Origin of the sequence: Limimaricola cinnabarinus LL-001, assembly GCF_000466965.1 — a bacterium.
GTDB classification, from domain to species: Bacteria; Pseudomonadota; Alphaproteobacteria; order Rhodobacterales; family Rhodobacteraceae; genus Limimaricola; species Limimaricola cinnabarinus.
The window spans coordinates 84401-106959 of record NZ_BATB01000002.1 but is presented as its reverse complement, the minus strand read 5'-3'; the positions used below and the strand labels follow the sequence as shown (position 1 = coordinate 106959).

General features: G+C 69.0%; 23 protein-coding genes. 15 read left to right on the top strand and 8 right to left on the bottom strand.

All coding sequences use genetic code 11. The features are described 5' to 3' along the window. Nucleotides 1-241: 241 nt before the first annotated feature. A complete protein-coding gene (locus MBELCI_RS22225; protein ID WP_021692379.1) occupies nucleotides 242-373 on the top strand; it encodes a hypothetical protein in 132 nt (43 codons plus the stop codon). Nucleotides 374-416: 43 nt separating this feature from the next. Here the strand turns inward: MBELCI_RS22225 and MBELCI_RS01565 are convergent, their stop codons facing one another. After that, the gene (locus MBELCI_RS01565; protein ID WP_021692378.1) at nucleotides 417-989 is read right to left on the bottom strand and encodes an acyl-CoA thioesterase; all 573 of its coding nucleotides are present in this window, start codon (nucleotides 987-989) and stop codon (nucleotides 417-419) included. Nucleotides 990-1156: 167 nt separating this feature from the next. Here MBELCI_RS01565 and MBELCI_RS01560 point away from each other — a divergent pair, with 167 nt between their 5' ends. The 7 genes from MBELCI_RS01560 (at nucleotide 1157) to MBELCI_RS01530 (ending at nucleotide 8603) form a co-directional block, all read left to right on the top strand. Beyond that, on the top strand, nucleotides 1157-1444 hold the full coding sequence (locus MBELCI_RS01560) for a YggT family protein (RefSeq protein WP_021692377.1): 288 nt from the start codon (nucleotides 1157-1159) through the stop codon (nucleotides 1442-1444). Nucleotides 1445-1548: 104 nt separating this feature from the next. Next, nucleotides 1549-3597: a DNA helicase RecQ gene (recQ, locus tag MBELCI_RS01555; protein WP_021692376.1), complete on the top strand. Its 2049-nt coding sequence runs from the start codon at nucleotides 1549-1551 to the stop codon at nucleotides 3595-3597. Between the two features lie 104 nt (nucleotides 3598-3701). Further along, nucleotides 3702-4265, top strand: coding sequence for a putative glycolipid-binding domain-containing protein (locus tag MBELCI_RS01550; protein WP_021692375.1), 564 nt, complete (start codon nucleotides 3702-3704; stop codon nucleotides 4263-4265). A 66-nt stretch (nucleotides 4266-4331) separates the two neighbouring features. After that, nucleotides 4332-4844, top strand: coding sequence for a 2Fe-2S iron-sulfur cluster-binding protein (locus tag MBELCI_RS01545; RefSeq protein WP_021692374.1), 513 nt, complete (start codon nucleotides 4332-4334; stop codon nucleotides 4842-4844). Next, complete coding sequence (locus MBELCI_RS01540; protein WP_021692373.1) at nucleotides 4841-5824, top strand: FAD binding domain-containing protein; 984 nt, start codon at nucleotides 4841-4843, stop codon at nucleotides 5822-5824. Before MBELCI_RS01545 ends, MBELCI_RS01540 begins: the two co-directional genes overlap by 4 nt. Further along, nucleotides 5821-8034: a xanthine dehydrogenase family protein molybdopterin-binding subunit gene (locus MBELCI_RS01535; protein ID WP_021692372.1), complete on the top strand. Its 2214-nt coding sequence runs from the start codon at nucleotides 5821-5823 to the stop codon at nucleotides 8032-8034. The genes MBELCI_RS01540 and MBELCI_RS01535 overlap by 4 nt, the downstream gene beginning before the upstream one ends. Before the next feature lie 116 nt (nucleotides 8035-8150). Further along, a complete protein-coding gene (locus tag MBELCI_RS01530) occupies nucleotides 8151-8603 on the top strand; it encodes a c-type cytochrome (protein WP_021692371.1) in 453 nt (150 codons plus the stop codon). A 7-nt stretch (nucleotides 8604-8610) separates the two neighbouring features. Here the strand turns inward: MBELCI_RS01530 and idi are convergent, their stop codons facing one another. The 6 genes from idi to MBELCI_RS19115 all read right to left on the bottom strand — a co-directional run bounded on the left by idi (nucleotide 8611) and on the right by MBELCI_RS19115 (nucleotide 12779). After that, nucleotides 8611-9135, bottom strand: a complete 525-nt coding sequence (idi, locus tag MBELCI_RS01525; RefSeq protein ID WP_021692370.1) for an isopentenyl-diphosphate delta-isomerase — start codon at nucleotides 9133-9135, stop codon at nucleotides 8611-8613. Between the two features lie 93 nt (nucleotides 9136-9228). Continuing rightward, nucleotides 9229-9561, bottom strand: coding sequence for a hypothetical protein (locus MBELCI_RS01520; protein ID WP_021692369.1), 333 nt, complete (start codon nucleotides 9559-9561; stop codon nucleotides 9229-9231). A gap of 16 nt (nucleotides 9562-9577) precedes the next feature. Then, complete coding sequence (locus tag MBELCI_RS21440) at nucleotides 9578-9967, bottom strand: response regulator (RefSeq protein ID WP_021692368.1); 390 nt, start codon at nucleotides 9965-9967, stop codon at nucleotides 9578-9580. Nucleotides 9968-9981: 14 nt separating this feature from the next. Then, on the bottom strand, nucleotides 9982-10176 hold the full coding sequence (locus MBELCI_RS21435; protein ID WP_021692367.1) for a hypothetical protein: 195 nt from the start codon (nucleotides 10174-10176) through the stop codon (nucleotides 9982-9984). Continuing rightward, nucleotides 10173-12206, bottom strand: a complete 2034-nt coding sequence (locus MBELCI_RS01515) for an HWE histidine kinase domain-containing protein (protein ID WP_021692366.1) — start codon at nucleotides 12204-12206, stop codon at nucleotides 10173-10175. Before MBELCI_RS01515 ends, MBELCI_RS21435 begins: the two co-directional genes overlap by 4 nt. Continuing rightward, nucleotides 12207-12779, bottom strand: coding sequence for a heme oxygenase-like domain-containing protein (locus MBELCI_RS19115; protein ID WP_145973708.1), 573 nt, complete (start codon nucleotides 12777-12779; stop codon nucleotides 12207-12209). 202 nt (nucleotides 12780-12981) lie between these two features. Between MBELCI_RS19115 and MBELCI_RS01505 the strand changes: the two genes are divergently transcribed. The 7 genes from MBELCI_RS01505 (at nucleotide 12982) to MBELCI_RS01475 (ending at nucleotide 21932) form a co-directional block, all read left to right on the top strand. Then, nucleotides 12982-13638: an ABC transporter ATP-binding protein gene (locus MBELCI_RS01505; RefSeq protein WP_021692364.1), complete on the top strand. Its 657-nt coding sequence runs from the start codon at nucleotides 12982-12984 to the stop codon at nucleotides 13636-13638. After that, nucleotides 13635-16016, top strand: a complete 2382-nt coding sequence (locus MBELCI_RS01500) for an ABC transporter permease (protein WP_021692363.1) — start codon at nucleotides 13635-13637, stop codon at nucleotides 16014-16016. Before MBELCI_RS01505 ends, MBELCI_RS01500 begins: the two co-directional genes overlap by 4 nt. Beyond that, nucleotides 16006-17043: a lipocalin-like domain-containing protein gene (locus MBELCI_RS01495; RefSeq protein WP_045319556.1), complete on the top strand. Its 1038-nt coding sequence runs from the start codon at nucleotides 16006-16008 to the stop codon at nucleotides 17041-17043. Before MBELCI_RS01500 ends, MBELCI_RS01495 begins: the two co-directional genes overlap by 11 nt. Further along, nucleotides 17036-17590, top strand: a complete 555-nt coding sequence (locus tag MBELCI_RS01490; protein ID WP_021692361.1) for a pyridoxamine 5'-phosphate oxidase family protein — start codon at nucleotides 17036-17038, stop codon at nucleotides 17588-17590. The genes MBELCI_RS01495 and MBELCI_RS01490 overlap by 8 nt, the downstream gene beginning before the upstream one ends. A 49-nt stretch (nucleotides 17591-17639) precedes the next feature. Beyond that, a complete protein-coding gene (selD, locus tag MBELCI_RS01485; RefSeq protein WP_021692360.1) occupies nucleotides 17640-19793 on the top strand; it encodes a selenide, water dikinase SelD in 2154 nt (717 codons plus the stop codon). Nucleotides 19794-19911: 118 nt separating this feature from the next. Then, nucleotides 19912-20784, top strand: coding sequence for an oxygen-dependent tRNA uridine(34) hydroxylase TrhO (trhO, locus tag MBELCI_RS01480; RefSeq protein ID WP_021692359.1), 873 nt, complete (start codon nucleotides 19912-19914; stop codon nucleotides 20782-20784). Nucleotides 20785-20825: 41 nt separating this feature from the next. Then, a complete protein-coding gene (locus MBELCI_RS01475) occupies nucleotides 20826-21932 on the top strand; it encodes an AbrB family transcriptional regulator (protein WP_021692358.1) in 1107 nt (368 codons plus the stop codon). Here MBELCI_RS01475 and MBELCI_RS01470 read toward each other — a convergent pair. Continuing rightward, complete coding sequence (locus MBELCI_RS01470; RefSeq protein WP_045319554.1) at nucleotides 21896-22543, bottom strand: carbonic anhydrase; 648 nt, start codon at nucleotides 22541-22543, stop codon at nucleotides 21896-21898. The two genes, MBELCI_RS01475 and MBELCI_RS01470, sit on opposite strands and share 37 nt — an antisense overlap. Between the last annotated feature and the right edge of the window lie 16 nt (nucleotides 22544-22559).

Genomic DNA, 22559 nt, shown 5'->3' with positions numbered 1-22559 from the left:
CGCCCATGCTGCCGGGTCGCCGCCGGATCGCTGCGTCGTGACGCGTGGATGCACCGGAACCGCTTGCGGGAGCGGCCATGCACGGCGTAGATTTGAGCCGTGCATCGGTGCGAGACGTGAGTCTCTCCCGCGCATCCTGCCAGGATCACCGCCCTGACCGATCGGTCAGGCAACCTTGATTTGCATCGGGACCATCCGTCCGGCGTGTCGCCGGGCGGTCCTTTCAGCATGTGAGATCGTGATGGGAAAAGGCGACAACAAGCGCGGCAACCGCGAGGCGAAGAAGCCCAAGCAGGAAAAGCCGAAGGTGCTGGCCACCGCCAACTCGGGCGCGGCCAAGCCGCTTTCGCTCGGAGAGAAGAAGGGCCGCTGAGCGGGCCGAAGCGAGCGGGCGGGCAGTGTCCGCCCACCGCCGTTCAGGCGGCCCTGGTTTCGGACGCGGCCCGGGCATCCGCCATCGGGGGCCAGGGCCGCTCGGCCTCGGCACGCACCCAACCGGCGATCCAGTCGGGCATCGGCGGCGAGGCGGGGTCCTGACCCAGCGCTTCCATCAGCCGCGCCGGGTTCACCACGCCGCCTTGTCTGCGGTCGGTGATGGCCAGCCGCACCAACGCATGGCTCGTGCATTCGCCATCCGCCCGGAACATGCCCTGCTCGGTATAGACGTAGCGATCGTCCCAGCAGACCGCGCGCGACCGCATGGTCAGCCGGGCGAACCCCTGCACCCGGCGGCGATAGCGCACCGAGACACCCGCCACGGCCATGCCCCAGCCATTCGCGCGCAGCCCATCGATCACGCCGATCCGCTTCGACAGCGGCATCCGCCCGAGGTCGAACAGCGTCAGCGTGCGACCGTTGTTCAATTCGTTCCACATGTCGAGATCCCACGGCATCACGATGTGGCGGCTCTCATGCGTGCCGGTGACGGGCAGGGGCGCGTCGGCGCGGTGGCGCCAGAACTGCCAGAACATTCGGATGAAGGGATACATGCGCAAACTCCGGGACCGGGGGGCTCGCCGCGCAGGTTGCGTGGGGCTGACGGGCACGTCAACGGGTGACGCGAGGGCCCTTGGTCGCAGCCTTGGCCTTCGGGATTGCCCTCGGGGGCTCGGCTCCTTACCTGTCGTTGCGACCCAAAGCCCCGGACGGACCGCCAATGACCTCGCTCTTTCAGATCCTGATGCTCATCCTCGACATCGCGACCTTCTTCATCTTCGCGCATTTCATCATGAGCTGGCTGGTCAGCTTTCAGGTGCTGAACCTGCGCCAGCCGCTGGTGGCACAGATCTGGGACGGTCTGACCCGGCTGCTGGAGCCACTCTATGCCCCGGTGCGCCGCATCCTGCCGCAGATGGGCGGGCTCGACCTTGCGCCGCTGGTGGTCCTCGTCGGCATCTATGCCATCGAGATCGTGCTCAGGAACAACGCGGCTCTCTTCTACTAAGGGCAATGTCCCGGCCCGGCGTCGGGATCGTGAGTATTTCAAGAACAAAGTAACCCCTGTCGCGCCTCATCGGAGGCTTCCGCCAGACCTGGACGAGGACCGACATGAGCCCGGCGACCCATCTGCGCGACGTGTTCGGTTTCGACGCCTTCCGCCCCGGGCAGGAGGAAATCGTCGATGCGGTCGCGGCGGGGCACGACGTGCTGGCGATCATGCCGACAGGGGGCGGCAAGTCTCTGTGCTACCAGCTGCCGGCGCTGGTGCGTGACGGCGTGACGGTGGTGATCTCACCGCTGATCGCGTTGATGCGCGATCAGGTGCGCGGCCTGCGCGAGGCGGGCGTCGAGGCAGGCGCACTGACCTCGGGCAACACGCCCGAAGAAACCGACGCGGTGCTGGCGGCCCTGCGCGAGGGACGGCTCAAGCTCCTTTACATGGCGCCCGAGCGGCTCGCCTCGGGGGCAACGGTGCCGCTTTTGAAACGCGCGGGCGCCTCTCTCATCGCGGTGGATGAGGCGCATTGCGTCAGCCAATGGGGCCACGACTTCCGTCCCGACTACTTGCGGATCGGCGATCTCAAGCGTCAACTGGACGTGCCGCTCGCGGCCTTCACGGCGACGGCGGATGCCGAAACGCGCGAGGAGATCGTCCAGAAACTCTTCGCGGGCAAGCAACCCGAGACCTTCCTGCGCGGCTTCGATCGGCCCAACATCCACCTCGCCTTCGCGGTCAAGGATAGCCCGCGACGGCAGATCCTCGATTTCGCCGCCGCCCGGCGGGGGCAATCGGGCATCGTCTATTGCGGCACCCGCGCCAAGACCGAAGCTTTGGCAGGCGCGCTGCGCGAGGCGGGGCATTCGGCGCTCCATTACCATGGCGGCATGGAGGCGGGCGACCGGCGCGAGGCCGAGACCCGGTTTCAGCGCGAGGACGGGTTGATCGTCGCGGCGACCGTCGCCTTCGGCATGGGGATCGACAAGCCCGACATCCGCTGGGTCGCCCATGCCGACCTGCCGAAATCCATCGAGGCCTATTATCAGGAAATCGGCCGGGCCGGGCGCGACGGCGCACCCGCCGAAACGCTGACGCTCTATGGACCCGACGACATCCGCTACCGCCGCCAGCAGATCGACGAGGGCCTCGCCCCGCCAGAGCGTCGTGCCGCCGATCACGGGCGGCTCAATGCGCTTCTGGGGCTGGCCGAGGCGTTGGAGTGCCGCCGAACCGTGCTCTTGGGCTATTTCGGCGAGGCGCCCGGCGCGCCCTGCGGCCATTGCGATCTGTGCGACAAGCCGCCGGAGACCTTCGACGCGACCCAGCCGGTGCGCATGGCGCTTTCCGCCGCGCTCAGGACCGATGAGCGGTTCGGCGCGGGTCACCTGATCGACATCGTCATGGGCAATGCCACCGACAAGGTGAAACAACGCGGCCACGAGGACCTGCCGACCTTCGGTGTGGGCAAGGATCATTCCAAGGCACAGTGGCAGGCGATCTTCCGGCAGATCATGGGCCGCGACCTGATGCGCCCCGACCCCGAACGCCACGGCGCACTACGCATGACCGAGGCCGCACGCCCGATCCTGCGGGGTGAGGAGAGCATCACGCTGCGCCGCGACACGATCAAATCCGCACGCTCTGGGCCGAAGGTGCGCGAGATGGTGTCAGAAGAGGACGCTCCGCTGCTCTCGGCGCTCAAGGCCAAGCGGCGCGCTTTGGCCGAGGCGGCGAGCCTGCCCGCCTATATCATCTTCACCGACCGGACCCTGATCGAGATGGCCGAGACCAAACCCGCAACCCTCGACGCCATGGCGCGGATCGGCGGTGTCGGCGCCAAGAAGCTTGAAAGCTACGGACGCGAGTTTCTTGCGGTCGTCACCGGCGCCTCCGAAGACGTCCACCCGGCGCGGCGCAAGCTTGCCACCCGGGGGGCGGGATCGCTTTATGACCGGCTGATGGCCGCGCAAGCCGATCTGCTGCGCGGTGCGGACGGGCATGACAAACCGATGTCCTGCTCGGCCAAGGAGTTGGCACGGGTGGCCAGCGCCCGGCCGCGCGACATGGAGGCGATGGAACGCCTGCTCGGGGCGCGCCACGCCGAACGCTTCGGGGCGGCCTTCCTGCGGATCTTCGAGGATGATTCCGAGACCTCCTGAAGGCGGGAGCTTGGGCGTGGGCTGAGCGGCCAACCCCCCAGAATCGTGGACAGGATGGCGCCGGTCGTGCCACGATCCGCCGAAATCGACCGAAGAGGCGCGCGATGACCGGCACAACCGTGGCCAGCGTGATCTGGCACAGGCTCGACCGCGATGGCACCGATCGATGCCGTCTCGCCCGGCTCGATACGGGCTGGTTGATCATGGGGCACGCGCGCTGGGACGAGGCGGGCGAAGCGGTGGCGCTCGATTACGCCCTGCGCTGCGACACAGGCTGGCATTGCACCTCGGCGGATGTGACCGGGCTGCGCGGCGAGAGGCCGGTGGCCTTTCGCATGACGCGTGAAGGCGCGGGCTTCGCGCTCGAAGGCCGAGCCCCGGTGCCTGCCACGGATCTCGATCTCGGCTTTACTCCGGCCTGGATGGTGGTGCCCCTGAACCGTCTCGACCTGCCCGAGGCTCGGCCCTATCCGGTAGAGACGGCGCGGCTGCGCGCCAGCGATGACGGGCGGCTGGAGCCGCTGGGCCACAGCTTTGCCCGGCTGCGCGATGGCATGGACCATGCGATCCCGGCGCTGGGCCGCGACGCGCGCCTCGCGCTGCACGAGACCGGCTTCGTCACCGAGGACCCGGGGTTGTGGCATGGAGCGGTCACTCTGGGGAGTTGATACGGGGGAACCTCGCTTGGCCGTGTCGGTTGAGACCGACTGTCCGGCCGACGAAGGATGCCTCTCATGCAGTTCAATCTCGACATCAACGGAGAGCGGCATGCGCTCGACGTCGATACCCGCACCACTCTTCTCGACGCGCTCCGCGATCATCTGGGGCTGACAGGCTCCAAGAAGGGCTGCGACCATGGCCAGTGCGGGGCCTGCACGGTTATCGTCAACGGGCGGCGCATCAACTCCTGCTTGACGTTGGCCTGCATGCATGACGGCGACGAGATCACCACTGTCGAGGGCCTCGGCGCCCCCGAGGACCTGTCGCCCTTGCAGCTCGCCTTCGTGGAGCATGACGGCTATCAGTGCGGCTATTGCACCCCCGGACAGATCTGCTCGGCCACCGCGATGCTCGACGAGATCAAGGCGGGCTGGCCCAGCAACGTGACAGGCGATCTGGAAGCGCAGGTCGATGCCTCGATCGAGGAGATTTCCGAGCGGATGAGCGGCAATTTGTGCCGCTGTTCGTGCTACCCCGGCATCGTCGACGCGATCCGGCAGGTGGCCAGAGAGGAGGCCGGGGCATGAGAAGCTTCGACTATGTGCGTGCCGGCGATACGGCACAGGCGGTGCGCGAGGCCGGAAGCGAAGAGACGCGCTTCATCGCGGGCGGCACCAACCTGCTCGATCTGATGAAGCTCGAGGTGATGGCGCCGGGTAAGCTCGTCGACATCACGCGGCTCGATCTCGGCGGCATCGAAGAAACGGCTGATGGCGGGCTCAGGATCGGCGCGCTCGTTACCAATTCCGATCTCGCCGCCGATGCGCGGGTGCGTCGCGGCTGGCCGGTGCTGAGCAGGGCACTGCTCGCCGGTGCCAGCGGCCAACTGCGCAACAAGGCCACCACGGGCGGCAACCTGCTGCAGCGCACGCGCTGCTACTACTTCTATGACCGGGGCGAGCCTTGCAACAAGCGCGAGCCCGGCTCGGGCTGCGCGGCAAAGGACGGCGTGAACCGTATTCTCGCGATCCTCGGCACCTCCGAGCATTGCATCGCCACGCATCCCTCCGACATGGCCGTGGCCATGCGGGCCTTGGACGCACGAGTGGAGATCGAGGGCGCGGAGGGCCGCCGCGAGGTGGCGCTGGGCGAGTTCTATCGCCTGCCGGGCGACACTCCGCAGATCGAGACCGTTCTGAAGCCCGACGATTTGATCACCGCGGTGCTTCTGCCCGCCCCCGCAGGTGGCCGCCAGATCTATCGCAAAGTGCGCGACCGCTCCTCCTATGCCTTCGCGCTGGTTTCCGTGGCCGCCGTGATCGAAGTCGAGGATGGCGTGATTTCCAAGGCGCAGCTGGCCTTCGGCGGTCTTGGCCCGATGCCGTGGCGCGACGCGGACGTCGAAGCCGCCCTCGTGGGTGCGGCACCCTCGGCCGCCCTGTTCGACCGCGCCGCCGATATCCTTCTCGCCGAGGCGAAGGGATATGGTGGCAATGATTTCAAGATCCCGCTGACGCGGCGCACCCTTGCCGCCGTTCTGACGCAGGCGACGGAGGCTTCGGCATGACACTCGAAACTATACGCCACCTCAAACACGACACCCCCGACCACGACCGCCGCCTCGACGGCATGGCCCAAGGGGTTCTCGGCACCGACATGGACCGGCCCGAAGGCCCGCTCAAGGTGTCGGGCCGCGCCACTTATGCCGCGGAAACTGCCCCCGAAGGCATGGCCCACGGCTATCTCGTGCGCGCCGCCACGATCGGCCGGATCACTGGCTCCAATGCCGAGGCGGTCCAGGCGATGCCGGGCGTGCTCCATGTGCTCGAGGATGAGCGGATGATCCGCAACGCCGCCCAAGGCATGGCCGGGAAATCCCCGGTCCAGAAGCAGGGTCAGGCTTGGTATGTGGGCCAGCCCGTGGCCTGCGTCGTGGCCGAGAGCTTCGAGCAGGCGCGCCATGCGGCGCAGGCGATGATGGTCACGATCGAACCCGACGGCACCCATGCCTTCGATGCCGAAAGCCGCGAGGCCCAAGTTGAGACGCCCGAGAAAAAGCAGCTCGTGCAGGGCGATTTCGACGGCGCGATGTCGGGCGCGGCCTTCTCGATCGACAACGACTACCGTACGTCCTCGATGTCGAGCGCCGCGATGGAGCCGCATGCCTCGATCGCCCAGTGGGACGAGGATGGCGCGGTGACGCTGCGCGGCTCCTACCAGCTGTTGCGCTTCAACAAGAACGAGCTTGCCGACGTGCTGGGCGTGGCGCCCGAAAAGGTGCGCATCCTGTCGCCCTATGTCGGCGGCGGCTTCGGCTCCAAGCTGGGCCTCGCCCCCGAGGCGGTGGCCGCGGCGCTCTCGGCGCAGGTGCTGGGGCGGCCCGTGCGCGTGGTGCTGCACCGCCGGCAGGTGTTCGAGACCGTCACCCGCCGCTCGGAGACCAAACAGCGCATCCGGCTGGCCTGCGACGCGCAAGGCAAGCTCACCGCCATCGGTCACGAAAACCTCGTGAGCCAGCTCCCCGAGGAGGTCTTTTCCGAGCCGGTGGCGCAGGGCACGCATTTCCAATATGCCGCGCCGAACCGGCTGGTCGGGCATCATATCGCCCGTATCCGCCGCCCCGCCGCCGGATCGGTGCGCGCGCCGGGCGAGGCGGTGGGCGTCACCGCCTTCGAGATCGCCGTGGACGAGCTGGCCAAGGCCGCCGGGATCGACCCGCTGGAATTCCGACTGCGCAACGTGCCCGAGAAGCACCCCGAGAACGGCAAGCCCTTCTCCTCCTCGACCATGGAGGCGACGCTGCGCGAGGGGGCCAAGCGGTTCGGCTGGGAGCACACGGCCCCGCGTCAGCGCCGCGAAGGCGAATGGTGGATCGGCACCGGCATGGCGGGCTGCGTGCGCGTCAACATGATGATCGAGGCCCATGCCCGTGTCGTGCTGACCGGGCAAGGGGTGCGGGTCGAATGCGACATGACCGACATCGGCACCGGCTCCTACGCGATCCTGACGCAGGTGGCGGCCGAGATGCTGGGCTTTGCGCCCTCGCAGGTCGAAACGGTGCTCGGCGACACCGATCTGCCGCCCGCCTCCGGCTCGGGGGGCAGCTTTGGCGCGGCCTCGACTTCGACGGCGGTCTATCTTGCCTGCATGGAACTGCGCGAGCGGTTGGCGGCGAAGATCGGCGTCAAGGAGACCGAGCTGACGCTCAAGGACGGTCACGCGATCCACGACAACCGTCAGACCAAGCTCTCTGAGCTTTTGGGCGAAGAGGAATGGCGTGCGCTGGGCCATCTGGAGCCGGGCAAGGCGGGTCAGGACGTGCGGCAGGCGACATGGGGCGCCGTCTTCGCCGAGGTCGCGGTGTCGGACGTGACCGGCGAGACGCGGGTGCGGCGCATGGAGGGCACGTTTGCCTGTGGCCGCATTCTCAACCTCAAGACCGCGCGCTCGCAGTGCCATGGTGGCATGATCTGGGGCCTCGGCCTCGCGTTGACCGAGGCGCTGGAGCACGATCCGCGTGATGGTCACATGGTCAACCGCGACCTTGCGGAATACCACCTGCCGGTGAACCTCGATGTGCCGCAGCTCGGCGTGCATTTCCTCGAAGAGCGCGACGACTGGGCCAACCCGCTGCAGGCCAAGGGCATCGGGGAGCTGGCGATCTGCGGATCGGGTTCAGCGGTGATCAACGCCATTGAGAACGCTTGCGGCGTGCGGGTGCGCCAGCTGCCCGCGACGCTCGACCGGGTGATGGAAGGTCTGGCCGCCCACGATTGATCCCGTCCCACCGCGACACGGTGACGTGTCGCGGTGGGGATTGGATGCCCTGCCCGGAGCATATATCTGCTAGGATGACTGGGGCATCGGTCACTTACGGGTTCAAGGAGATCTCGATGAATTTGCTGTCACGAAGCGCCGCGCTGGCCTTGGCCGGGCTGGGGCTTTGGTCGGCCCCGGCCTTGTCGCAGGACATCGCCAATGGCGAGATGCAGTTCGGCCGGCAATGCGTGTCGTGCCATGTGGTGCAGGACCCCGATGGCCGGGTGCTTGCCGGTCGCAACGCCCGCACTGGACCCAACCTGTATGCGCTCGACGGGCGGGTGATCGGGTCGGTCGAGGGCTTCCGCTACGGCGAGGCCATGGAGGAAATGAAGGCGCGTGGCGTCGAATGGACCCAAGAGCGGTTCACGGGATACGTCCAGGACCCGACCGCTTGGCTGCGCGCGGCGTTGGACGACCGGCGGGCACGCGGCAAGATGGCCTACAGGGTGCGTGATCCGCAGAACGCGACCGATATCTTCGCCTATCTGGCGTCGCTGCCTTCCGGTGACGCTGGCGACAAGTGAGCCACGCTTATAGCGTCAGGCCGGTCTCGGCCAGATAGATGGCGAGCCAAGGCGTGTAACGCTCGGGGCACGCGGCGATATCGATGCGCAGCGCCTCGAGCGTGACCCAGTCCGTGTCCTGAACCTCCAGCGGGTCGGGCACGGGCCGGGGTTCGCGCAAAGGTTCCGCCAGATACACCTCGACCAGCTCGTGCTCTATCAACTCCTTGCCCACGGCGGCACGGTATTCGACCTGTCCCATGTGCCGAAGCGGCAGATCGACGAGCCCCAGTTCCTCTCCGAGCCTGCGCTTGGCGCAATCCTCGGCGGCCTCGCCCCAAAGCGGGTGGGTGCAGCAGCTGTTGGTCCACAGCCCGGGCGTATGGTACTTGGCCGCCGCGCGCTGCTGCAGGAGCGTGCGGCCCTGCCACATCACGAAGACGCTCACCGCCGGGTGGCGCAGCCCGCGTCGATGCACCTCGATCTTGTCGACCGGCACCAGCCGATCGCCTTCCCAGGCGGGAATCGCGATCTCGTCGCGGCGATCCTCCATCATGCTCCCCCTTCGGTCCGGCCCCTGGCGCATTCGCAGGCGCGTGGCCCCGCGCGCCATCCGGCGGCGCGGGGCCTGCGCCTCACTTCCGTCTCAGAAGCTCGCGGTGGCCTCGACCGGTACGGCGCCGGCCTCGATCGGGGCGGGGCGCGTCTGCACCACCATCCGGGCGGTGGTGGCGTCGCAGGTCACGGTGACGATCTCGCCCTCGTCACGAAACCGCACGATGCGGCTGTCGGAGGTCTCGGCGAGGATGGCGGGCGTCTGGCCGATCCGTGTCGCCGTCTCGTCGATCCGCGACAGGCAGGCGGAGAAGGCCATGGGCACGGCCTGATCGGCAGGGGCCGCCGTCGGTACCGCCTCGCAGCCCGCCAGAACCGCCAGCCCCGTCAGCACGGTCAAGCCGCGCCATTTCGATCCGACCATGCCTTCGTCTCCCGCTTCATGATACCGGCGGCAGACTGCCCCGCCGGGACGACGAGGTCCAGACCGGTTCGGCATCAGCCTGATCCTCACCGCGTAGAAGCAGTGTGAAACTCGTCTGCACGCTGCGCTTCGTGTAAGGTTTCTTGAGGATCACCGCGTCGGGATAGCTCTCGGCGATGCCGTCTGTCGCGCCGTAACCCGTCGCCAGAAGGAAGGGCACACCGCGCGCCCGCAGCGCATCGGCCACCGGCATCGAGGTTTCGTGCCCGAGATTCACGTCGAGCAGCGCGATGTCGAAATGCCCCGTCTCGATCAGCCGCAGCGCCTCGCCGACGCCACTTGCCGTCGCGACCTCCTCGCAGCCGAGCTCGGACAGGATGTCGGCCCCGTCCATCGCGATGATCATGTTGTCCTCGACGATCAGGCGCGCCCCGAAAGCCGCGCCGGCGGCACTTCGGGCATAGCCGCACCGCCCGGGGTCTGCACCGGGGCCGGGCGCTTGGGCGCGGTCGATACGAAGCGCGCCGGTACCGAGAATGTCGCCTCCGTGCCGGTAAGCGCGAAACGCAGCTCCGCCGTGCCCCCCAGTTCGAACGGGATCGAGCGTTCGATCACCGTTGTGCCGAATCCGCGCCCTCCGGGGGTTTCACCGCCGCGCCGCCGCGCTCGCGCCATTCGATTTTGAGGCCGTCGTCTCCGCGCCGGGTCAGGGTGATGTTCACCGTGCCGTGTTCATGCTTGAGCGCGCCGTATTTCGCGGCGTTGGTCACCAGTTCGTGCACCACCAGAGCCAGCGTCGAAAAGGCCTCTGGCGCCAGCAGTACGTCGTCGCCGGTGATCCGCACCCGGTCGCGGCGCTCGGCCACGAAGGCGGTGACTTCGGTTTCGATCAGCTCCCTGAGCGAGGCCGCCTCCCAGTCCGAGTTGGTGAGCTGGTCATGCGCGCGGGCCAGCGCGTCAATCCGGTCGTCGAGGATGCGGGTGTATTCGCTCACCGAGGTGACGCCCGAGCGGCTTTGCGACACGAGACTCCGGATCAGGTTGAGGATGTTGCGCACCCGGTGGTTCAGCTCGGCGATGAGCAGCTCCTGCCGCTCCTGCGCGCGTTTGCGCTCGGCGATGGAATCATCGGCGATCTTGAGCACCACCTCGAGCAGGGTGATGCGGATTGTCTCGGCGGCGGCGATTTCGCTCTCGGTCCATGGCGCGCTCTGGTGGCGCACCGTCTCGGTCCACGCCTCGAAGCTCTTGCGCGGGGTGAGCCGCAGGCCGTTGGGCCCCGGCTGCGCGGGCTTGGCCGGATCGCCCGCCCATGTGACCTGTTGCACCTGTTCGCGGCGGAACAGCACGATGTAGTCGCGCGGGCCCCGGCTGATCGGCAGCGACAGCAGCCCCGCCGCGCGCTCGACGAAACCATCGGCGGCCAGGTAGCGGTCCATCAGCCGGTCGGTCGCATGGACCCGGCCCGCCGCCACGCCGTGCAGGTGGCGCAAGAGCCCCATGAACTCCTCGCGCGTGGGGGCGGAGCCCAGCGCATGGAAACGGTCGTTGATCCAGATGGTGATGCCGTCGAAGGGGATCACCTCGCCGATGGCGCGGGCGATATGCTCGAAGTTCTCGCCGATGGCGTTGGGGTTGGTCATGTGCTCGACCAGCCCCGTATGCAGCATCCGCGCCTGCAGGCTCTGCTGGCGCTCGGCGTCGGTCTCGACCGCGGCGACCTCGTAGGAGAAGAGCTGCGTGAACAACTCCACCGCCGAGCGTTTCTCGTAATCGACGTAATGCGGCGTGTCGTGGTGGCAGGCGATGAGTCCCCAAAGCCGCCCCTCGCGCAGGATCGAGACCGACATCGACGCGGCCACGCCCATGTTGCGCAGGTATTCCAGATGGATCGGCGACACCGCCCGCGTCACCGACATCGACAGGTCGAGCGGCGCGCCCTCGGGGCCGGACGCGGGCAGGATCGGCTGCGGTTCCGCGTCCACATCCATGATGAGCCGGATCGGGCTGCGGACATAGAGCTCGCGTGCCTGACGCGGGATGTCGCTGGCGGGAAATCGCAGCCCGAGGAACGGCGTCATGCCGGGACGGGCGGCCTCGGCGATGACGGTTCCGCTGTCGTCGCGCTGGAACTGGTAGATCATGACCCGGTCGAACCCGGTCAGTGCCTTCATCGCGCGCGCCGCCTCGCGCGCCATCGCGGGGATCTCGCGGCGGCGCCGCACGCGGGCCATCAGCGGCTGCACGAGCGACATCTCATCGCGCATCGCCTGCTGGGTCTTGGGTTCGAACTCGAACAGGTAGCTCGATCCCGAGGCATGCACCGAGACGTCGAAATAGCGCCCGTCCTCGAACAGATCGACCCCGTAGACCCGCGCTGCGCCCGAATCCTGACTGAGGATCTGGATCCGCCCGCGCAGGTGATGGACCACCTCGCGCGGAAACAGGTCGAGAAACCGCGCGCCGATCGCGGTCTCGGGGTCGAGGCCGAGCATGTCGTCGATATTGGCCGAGACGTGCTGAACCACCCAGTCGCCGCTGATGGCGATCAGGCAGCCATAAGGCTGCACATGGCCCAGAAACTGGATCTGCTCGCGATCGCAATTGCTGAGCTCTACGGTGGCGTCGGTCGCGATGTCGGTCATTCAGGCGGTCCGTTCGCTCACTAGAGGGGCAGCGTCGCGGCATGCAGCATGGCCCGCCGCCAGAAAGAGTTCAAACAACTGTCGCGATTGCGTCAGCGTGGCGTCCGCTTGCGTACCATCGGCCGGCGATGCCCCCGCCGCATCGCAGAACGCGCGCCAACGGTCGGTCAGCGGCGGCAGCGACAGATAGGCCCCCGCGCCCTGCACGCGCGGGTCGGTCGCCGCCTGCCAGCGCCGCCGCAGCACCTGACTGCCGAGCCGGGAGCCGAGCAGGACGTAATCCTGCGCATCCGCATGGGTCAGCGTCAGGGAGGTCAGGCGGGGCGGCGGAGCCGTGCCCAGATGCCGCAGGTCCGCGTCGATCGCCGCGATCATCGTGTCGAGCAGGGGCTGGCCTGTGCGTCCGCCCGGCGCAGGCCGGATCGTGGCAAAGGCGGCGCGATGCGCGCGCAGGAATAGCAACAGACCGGGCGGGGTGGCCAGGTCGATGTCGGAAAAGAAGCGGTCGAGCCGATCGTGGCAGGGCGCGAGATCCGATCTCAACCTCTGGCGCAGGCTCATATGGGGGGTCAAATCGGTGCGTATCCTCGAATCCGGGCGGTCTTTCGATGCCCGGCATCGATGGGCCTTGTCCAAAAAGCCCAATTTTTCGCCCTTTCGCAAGGGGGGCGGGCGAGACGTGCGACGTTACGTCCGCAATCCGCCGGACCGGAAGACCCCCTACCTGAGACATCGCGGGTGTTTCCCGCCCTGCCGAATGGCCTAGCTTCGCCTGATGCTGTTGAAACTCAGAGATATCCGCAAAAGCTTTCCGGGCGCCGACGCGCCGGTGCCGGTGTTGCGCGGCATCGACCTCGATCTCGACGAGGGCGAGAGCATGGCGCTGACCGGTGAGAGCGGGTCGGGCAAATCGACGCTGCTGCATCTCGTGGGCGGGCTGGACCGGCCCGATGCGGGGCGCCTCGATCTGGACGGGGTGGAGGTCACGGCGCTCGACGATTCCGGCCGCGCGGCGCTCAGGCGCGGCACGGTGGGAATGGTGTTCCAGCAGTTCAACCTGATCCCCTCGCTCAATGTCGGCGACAACATCGCGTTTCAGGCGCGTCTCGCGGGGCGGCACGACGCCGCGGCGACAGCCGCGCTGGCCGAGCGTCTCGGTCTCGGCCCGCATCTGGCGAAATACCCCGAGCAGCTTTCGGGCGGCCAGCAGCAGCGCACCGCCATCGCGCGCACCCTTGCGGCGCGGCCGCGCCTCGTGCTGGCCGACGAGCCCACCGGCAATCTCGACGAGGCCACCGCCGAGGCGGTGCTGGACACGATGCTCGAACTGGTCGCCGAAACCGGCGCGGCGCTGTTGATGGTCACGCACTCGACGCATCACGCGGCCCGGATGGGGCGGCGGCTGCATCTGCGCGCGGGGCGCATCGCGTGACCCGCACGGTGCTCTGGGCGCTGCTGTCGCATTGGCGGCGCGCGCTGTTGCAGCTCTTTACCCTGATCGCCGGCCTGGCCTTGGCGACGGGGCTGTGGTCGGGGGTGCAGGCGATCAACGCCGAGGCGCGCGCAAGCTACGACGTCGCCGCCGCGACGCTGGGCGAGGGGCGATACGCGCGGATCGAAGCGGCCTCGGGCGGCGAGATCGCGCTTGCGGACTACGTGGCGCTGCGCCGCGCGGGCTGGCAGGTGAGCCCGGTGGTGCAGGGGCGTCTGGGCGAGGTCCGGCTCGTCGGGATCGAACCGCTGACCGCACCGGGCGGCATCGGGCCGGGGGCCGAGGACGCCGATATCGCGGCGTTTCTGAGCGGCGTAGGGCAGCTCTTCGGCCGCGCCGAGGCGCTTGACGCGCTGCCCGCGCTCGACGCCGAGCGGGTGGTCGCGCCGGACGTGGCGCCGGGCACGGTCCTCACGGACATCTCGGTGGCGCAGCGGCTGCTGGAGCGCGACGGGGTCGATGCGCTTCTGGTCGCGCCGGAGCAGCCTCTGGGCCGCGCCGATCTGGCCGAGATCGCCCCAGACCTCGCGCTGCGCTTGGCGCAGGACGGCTCCGAAATCGGCAGGCTCACCGACAGCTTTCATCTCAACCTCACCGCCTTCGGCCTTCTGTGCTTCGCGGTGGGTATCTTCATCGTGCATGGCGCGGTGGGCCTTGCCTTTGAACAGCGCCGCCCGGTGCTGCGCACGATGCGGGCGCTGGGCGTGCCGCTGGGGCGGCTGGTGGCGCTGATGGTGGCTGAACTGACCGGGATCGCGCTCGTGGCGGGCACGATCGGCGTCGGCTTGGGCTGGCTGCTGGCGGCGAGCCTTCTGCCCGACGTGGCGGCGACGCTGCGCGGCCTCTACGGGGCCGAGGTGGCGGGCGGGCTGACCTTCCGCCCGGTCTGGTGGCTGTCGGGGCTGGGCATCGCGGTGCTGGGCACGGCGCTGGCGGCGGGGGCGGCGCTGTGGCGCATCGCGACGATGCCGCTGCTGGCGGCGGGTGGCAGACGGGCTTGGGCGATGGCGGATGCGCGCAGCGCCCGCTGGCAGGGCGCGCTGGCGCTGGGGCTGATCGGCGTCGCGTCCGCGCTGGCGCTTTGGGGCGACGGGCTGGTCGCGGGCTTCGGCACCTTGGGCGCGGGCCTCGTCGGTGCGGCGCTGGCGCTGCCCTTGCTCTTGGGGGCGGTGCTGGCGGCGGCGGCGCGGCTGGCGCGCGGCGCGTTGGCGCAGTGGTTCTGGGCCGACACGCGCCAGCAGCTTCCGGGCTTGTCACTGGCGCTCATGGCACTGTTGCTGGCGATGGCCGCCAATATCGGCGTCTCGACCATGGTGGGCTCCTTCCGCCAGACCTTCACCGGCTTTCTCGACCAGCGCCTCGCGCCCGAACTCTATATCGAGACAGCGGATGATGCGCAGGCCCGCACGGTCGAGGCATTTCTAGCGCCGCGCGTGCGCTCGGTGCTGCCGCTGGCCTCGGTGGAGATCGAGGTCGCCGGGCTGCCCGCCGAGCTGAACCTCGCGCGGCCCGATCCGACCTATCCCGAGAACTGGCGCTTCCTGCAGTCGGTCGAGACGCCGTGGGTGCGCCTCGCCGCGCGCGAAGGCGTGCTCATCAACGAGCAACTTTCCCGCCGTGCCGGTCTGGGCTTGGGCGATGCGGTGTCGCTCGGCCCCCGAGCCGAGCTGCCGGTGCTGGGCATCTATGGCGACTACGGCAACCCGGTGGGGCAGGTGATCGTCACCGAGGCGCTGTTCGCGGAGCTGCATCCCGAAATCGTGCCGCGCCGCTTTGGTCTGCGGCTCGATCCGGACGAAGTGCCTCGCATCCGCGCCGCTCTCATCGCCGAGGGCGTGGCCGAAGCCGCGATCACCGATCAGGCGGCGCTCAAGCGGTTTTCACTGCAGGTGTTCGAGCGCACCTTCGCGGTGACGGCGGCGCTCAACGTGCTGACGCTGGCGGTGGCGGGCTTCGCGATCCTGATGTCGCTCCTGACGCTGGCGGCGCTCAGGCTGCCGCAGCTGGCTCCGGTCTGGGCACTGGGGCTGACGCGCCGCCGCCTCGCGGCGCTGGAGATGCTGCGCGCGGTGCTTCTGGCGGCGCTGACGACGCTGGTGGCGCTGCCCGTGGGGCTGGCGCTGGCTTGGGTGCTTTTGTCGGTGGTCAACGTCGCGGCTTTCGGCTGGCGGCTGCCGATGGCCCTGTTTCCGGCGGCCTATGCGCAGCTCGGCCTCTTTGCGCTGCTCGCCGCAGCGCTTGCGGCGTTGTGGCCCGCGATCCGGCTGGCGCGCACCCCGCCCGCCGCCCTTCTGGGAGTGTTTGCCAGTGAACGCTAGGATCCTGCTGTTGTTGTCGTGCCTGCCCGGCCTCGCGCAGGCGCAGGGCTTTGCCGGTCTGGGGGGCGAGGCGGACGGGTTCGGCCTGCCCGCGCGGGGGCATGTCCTGACCTTTCCCGCCGATCACGGCGCGCATCCCGATTTTCGCATCGAATGGTGGTATGTCACTGCCAACCTCACCGGCCCCGACGGCACGCCCTACGGGCTGCAATGGACGCTGTTCCGCTCGGCGCTCGCCCCGCGCGAGGCGGCGGGATGGGACAGCCCGCAGATATGGCTCGGCCACGCCGCCGTCACCACGCCCGATGATCACCTGTTCACCCAGCGCCTCGCGCGGGGCGGCATCGGGCAGGCGGGGGTGACGCCCACCCCCTTCGCGGCATGGATCGATGACTGGCGCATGGCGGGGCCGGATTTCGACGCGCTGGAGCTTGCCGCCTCCGGCCCGGCCTTCGCCTACGACATGACCCTCACCGCGCAGGGGCCGCTGGTGCGGCATGGCGAGGACGGGTTCTCGGTCAAGTCGGGCGAGGGGCAGGCGAGCTATTACTATTCGCAGCCCTTCTTCGATGTCGCCGGTCGCCTGACGCTGCCCGAGGGGCCGGTCGAGGTCACGGGCACGGCATGGTTCGACCATGAATGGTCCTCGCAGCCGCTCTCGGACCGGCAGACCGGTTGGGACTGGTTTTCGCTCTCCTTCGAGGACGGTACCAAGCTGATGGGCTTCCAGCTTCGCGAAAACGACGCGGCGGGTTACAGTTACGCCAGCTGGATCGCGGCCGACGGGACGACGACGCCCTATGTCGGCGCGTTCGAGGCCGAGCCGCTGGAGACGGCGCGGACCGACGGGGCGCAGGTGCCGGTGCGCTGGGCGGTGCGGCTGCCCGAGGAGAGCGTCTCGGTCGAGGTCGAGGCGTTGAACGCGGCCGCGTGGAACGCGCTGTCGCCGCCCTATTGGGAAGGGCCGGTGACGGTCTCGGGAAGCCATGAGGGCAAAGGGTATCTGGAGATAACGGGTTATGAGTGACATCACGACGCTTGCGGGGCTGCTGGATCTGGTGCGCGTGCGCATCATGGCGGGGCTGACGGACAAGGACGCGGCGTCGCGGCTGCCGGTGCTGGCCACGCGCGACGCCCAAGGCTGGCCCTCGGCGCGCAGCATGGTGCTGCGCGGCTTCGACGCCGGGGACTGGACGCTCGACGTGCATTCCGACGCCGACGCGGCCAAGGTGCTGCAGCTTACCGACGGGCCGCGCGCCATGCTGCAGTTCTGGGATGCGGAGGCGTCGCTTCAGGTGCGGATGCGCGCGCATGTGATCCGCCTGCCGCATGAGCAGGAAAAGGCGCTGTGGGAGCAGGTCCCGGAAGCCGCGCGCAGCCAATACGGCACGGTGCCGCCGCCCGGCACGCCGATCGCCGCCGCCGATGCATGGCATCCCAATCCACGCCCGGCGCGCTTTGCCGTGCTGCGCGCGCGGATCCTGCGGATCGAGGCGCTGCATATCGGTGACATCCATCGTCGCGCGCGGTTCGAGCGAGAGGAGGGCTGGCAGGGCAGTTGGCTGGTGCCGTGACCGTGGCTTCCACTGGCACGGCGCGCGGCGCCGCGATAGGTCTGCGCGCATGACGCCTCTCATCCCCCTGACCCGCGACCTCGTGCTCATCGGCGGCGGTCACTCCCACGCGCTGGTGCTGAAGCGCTGGGGCATGAATCCACTGCCCGGCGTGCGTGTCACGCTGATCGATCCCGGCCCGCTCACCGCCTATTCGGGGATGCTGCCGGGCCATGTCGCTGGCCATTACGACGCCGACATCCTGCAGATCGACCTCGTGCGGCTGGCGCGCTTTGCCGGTGCGCGGCTGATCCTCGGGCGGGCGGAGGCGATCGACCTTGCGCTGCGCGAGGTAATCGTGGGCGCGCGGCGCATCGGCTTCGACGCGGCCTCGCTCGATGTCGGCGTGACCAGCCGGATGCCGCAGGTCGAGGGTTTTGCCGAACACGGCGTCCCGGCCAAGCCGCTGGGCCTGCTCGCCCGCGCCTGGGGGGAATTCCGCGCGGGCGAAGGCCCGGCGCGCGTCGCGGTGATCGGCGGCGGCGTGGCGGGGGCCGAGCTGGCGATGGCGGCGGCGCATGGGCTGCGCCACCGCGCCGCGACCGTGACGGTGATCGACAAGGACAGGCTGTTGGCCGGGGCCTCGGACAGCGCCCGCCGGATCGTCCGGACCCGGATGAGCGCGCTCGGGGTCACGGCGATCGAAGCGGCCGGGGTGGCGCGGATCGAGGCCGACCGCGTGCTGCTCGACGACGGGCGCGAGGTGGCTTCGGACTTCACCATCGGCGCGGCGGGGGCGCGGCCGCAGGTCTGGCTCGCCGATACCGGGCTGGCGACCACGGATGGCTTCGTCGATGTCGCGCCGACGCTGGAAACCAGCGCGCGGCACGTCTTCGCGGTGGGCGATTGCGCCCACATGACCGAGACGCCCCGCTCCAAGGCCGGGGTCTTCGCGGTACGGCAGGCGCCGGTGCTCTTCGACAATCTGCGCGCGGCGCTGTCGGGTGGCGCGATGCGCGACTATTGCCCGCAGGAGGATTACCTCAAGCTCGTCTCGCTGGGCGGCAAATCGGCCATGGCCGAGAAATGGGGCCGCGCGGTGGCCCATCCGCTTTTGTGGCGCTGGAAGGACCGAATCGACCGGCGCTTCATGGGCAAGCTCTCGGATCTGCCCGAGATGGCGACGCCCAAGCTGCCCGAGCCGTTGGCCGAGGGCGTGGTCGAAGCGCTGGGGGACAAGCCGATGTGCGGCGGTTGCGGCGCCAAGGTCGGGCGCGGCGCGCTGGGCGAGGCGCTGGCGGGGCTGCCCACGCGCACCCGTGCCGACGTGCTGCCACTGCCCGGCGACGACGCCGGCCTCATCGTCACCGGCGGCCTGCGGCAGGTGATCTCGACCGACCATCTGCGCAGCTTCGTCGAGGACCCCGACCTGATGACCCGCATCGCGGCGATCCACGCGCTTGGCGATATCTGGGCCATGGGCGCCAAGCCGCAGGCCGCGACGGTGAGCCTGATCCTGCCGCGCATGAGCGCCGAGATGCAGCGCCGGACCATGGTCGAGATCATGGGCGCGGCGCGCGAGGTGATGGACGCGGCGGGTGCGCATATCCTTGGCGGTCACAGCTCGCTCGGCTCCGAACTGACGGTGGGCTTCACCGTGACGGGGATCTGCGAGGATGATCCCGTGACGCTCGGCGGGGCCAGGCCCGGCGCGGTGCTGATCCTCACCAAGCCGATCGGCTCGGGCACGATCATGGCCGCCGAGATGGCGCGCGCGGCGCCGGGCCGGGCCGTGGCGGAGGCTTGGGACGCGATGCGGCAGGACCAGGGACGCGCCTCTGCGATCCTGAAGGGCGCGCAAGCGATGACCGACGTGACCGGCTTCGGCCTCGCGGGGCATCTGTCAGGCATCTGCGAGGCGTCGGGCTGCGGCGCCGAGTTGCGTGTGGCCGACGTGCCCTTGATGCCGGGCGCGCTGGACCTGGCCGAGGCGGGCACGCGCTCGACACTGTTTGCCGACAACCTGTCTGGGGCAGGTGCGGTGATCACGGGCGCGGGCGGGCCGCGCACCGATCTGATGTTCGACCCGCAGACGGCGGGTGGGCTGCTCGCCGCTGTTGCCGAACAGGACGCCGAGCGGCTGCTGGCGGAGTTGCGGGCCGCGGGCTACCCGGCGGCGGTGGTCGGGCGGATGGTCAAGGGGGCGGGGCTGCGCCTCATTTAAAGCGATGCGCCGGGCCGCGGCCCCGGAATCAGTATTTTCGGAGAAAAGTAGCCAAGGCCCGTGCCCCGATGGGCGGGTGTCTTGCGCCTGCCGGGCTTGCGGCCTAAGCCCTCGCGCCATGTTCACCGTCGCCGCCCTGTATCACTTCGCCCCGCTCGCGGATGCCGACACGCATCGTGCGGCGCTGTTCGATTTCTGCGCCGAGCGCGGGATTCGCGGCACGCTGATCCTCGCCCACGAGGGGGTCAACGGCACCGTCGCCGCCGAAGACCGCGACGCGATCCTCGATCTCATCGCGCATCTGCGCGGCTGGCCTGGATTCGCCGGGCTGGAATGGAAGGAGAGCACCGCCGAGGCCGCGCCCTTCCGCCGTCTCAAGGTCCGGCTCAAGCGCGAGATCGTCACCATGGGCCAACCCGGCGTCGATCCGTTGGGGCAGGTCGGCACCCATGTCGATCCCGCCGAGTGGAACGCACTGATCTCAGCCCCCGATGTCGCGGTGATCGACACCCGCAACGGCTATGAGGTCGCAGTGGGCAGCTTCGAGGGCGCTGTGGATCCCGGCACCGCGAGCTTTCGTGAGTTTCCCGACTGGTGGGAGGCCAACCGAGAGGCGCTGGCGGGCAAGCGCATCGCCATGTTCTGCACGGGCGGCATCCGCTGCGAGAAATCGACCTCGTTTCTCAAGGCGCAAGGGGTGGAGGATGTCTTTCACCTCAAGGGCGGCATCCTGAAATACCTCGAAGAAGTGCCCGCCGAGCAGAGCCTGTGGCGCGGCGAATGCTTCGTCTTCGACGAGCGGGTCGCGGTGGGGCATGGGTTGGAGCCCGGCTCCCACGTGCTGTGCCGCGCCTGTCGGATGCCGGTCTCGCCGCGGGCGATGCAGGACCCGGCCTATGTGGAGGGCATCTCCTGCCCCGGCTGCATCGACGAGCGGAGCGACGCCGATCGCGCGCGATATGCCGAGCGGCAGCGCCAATTGCACCGCTGATCCCCCTACACCTCCACCCGCCGCGACGTTAAGCAGGCGGTATGGATGATGTCGTCATGTATCTGCGCGGCCTCGTGCCGGGGCGCCGCGCCGTCTTCGCCTTGGTCATCGGTGCGCTGTCGGGCTGGCTCGCCAGCGTCGCGGGCATGCCGCTGCCTTGGATGCTGGGGCCGATGATTGGCAACACGCTGGCGGCGGTACTCGCGCTTCCGGTGCGCGGACCGGACCGGCTTCGCCCGCTGGTGATCCCGGTGATCGGGGTGATGCTCGGCTCGGCGATGCGGCCCGAGATGTTCTCCGCCGCGTCGCGCTACGCCGCGAGCTTCGCGCTTTTGCTGCCGTTCCTCGCCGTGACGGCGCTGGTTTCCTACGCGGTCTATCGCCGGATCGGGCGCTACGACCCGGTCACCGCATTCTTCTCGGCGATGCCGGGCGGGCTCAACGACATGCTGATCCTCGGCGGCGCGGCGGGCGGCAACGAAAAGCGCATCGCGCTGGCCCATGCCGCGCGGGTGCTGCTCGTCATCCTCTTCGTGGTGCTGTTCTATGGCTACGCGCTCGATGTCAGCTCGGGCGAGGTGGCGCGCGGCACCGCGGCCTCGGCGCTGTCGCTGCTCGACTGGACGCTTCTGGGAGCCGCGGCGGTAGCGGGCGTACCGCTGGGCGGCGCGCTGCGCCTGCCCGCGCCGCAGATCACCGGACCGATGCTGCTCAGCGGCGCGCTGCATCTCGCCGGGCTCGTCACCGTGGCGCCGCCGGGGTTTCTGATCGTCGTGGCACAGCTGGTGATCGGCACGGTGATCGGCTGCCGCTTCATCGGGGTCAGCGCCCGGCAGATCGGACGCGACCTGTCGCTCGGCGCGTTGTCGTCGGTGGCGATGATCGCGGTGGCGGTGGCCTTCGCCACAGGTCTTACCGCGATCACCGGCCTGCCGCTATCGCTCAGCTTTCTGGGGTATTCACCCGGCGGGCTCACCGAGATGAGCCTGCTGGCTTTGGCGATGGGGCAGGACGTGGCCTATGTTTCGGTCCTGCATCTGGTGCGGATCATGCTGGTGATCTTTGCCGCGCAACCGGTGTTCCGGCTGACGCGGCCCAGATCGGAAAGAGATCAGACCGGGACGAAATCGCCGCGATCGGAATCGTAGCATTCGAGCCCGCCTGCGCCGATGTCGGTCCAGAGCCCGTGCAGCGTCAGCTTGCCCTCCTCGACCGCCTCCTTCACGTAGGGAAAGCTCATCAGGTTCTCGAGCGAGACCAGCACCGCCTGCTTTTCCAGCGCCGCGACGCGCTCGGCTTCGGTGCCCTCGGGCAGCCGCGCATAGCCGGGGCGCAGTAGGTCCATCCAGCGGCCGACGAAGCTCGACTTCTCCTCGAGCGCCGGGGCGTGGCCCTCGCACATGTCGAAGCAGCCGCGCACGCCGCCGCAGCTCGAATGGCCGATCACGATGAGATGCGGCACCTTGAGCGCGGTCACCGCGTATTCGATCGCCGCCGAGGTGCCGTGCTGATTGCCGTCGGGGGCATAGGGCGGCACGAGGTTGGCGATGTTGCGGTGAATGAAGAATTCGCCCGGATCGGCGCCGAAGATCGAGGTGACATGCACCCGGCTGTCGCAGCACGAGATCACCATGGCGCGCGGATGCTGGCCATCATCGGCAAGCTTGCGGTACCAGGCGCTGTTCTCCGCGTAGGAGGTGGCCTTCCAGCCGTGATAGCGCTTTACGAGATAGTCGGGGAGGGGTCTGGCGATGGTCATGTGGCTCTCCATGCGT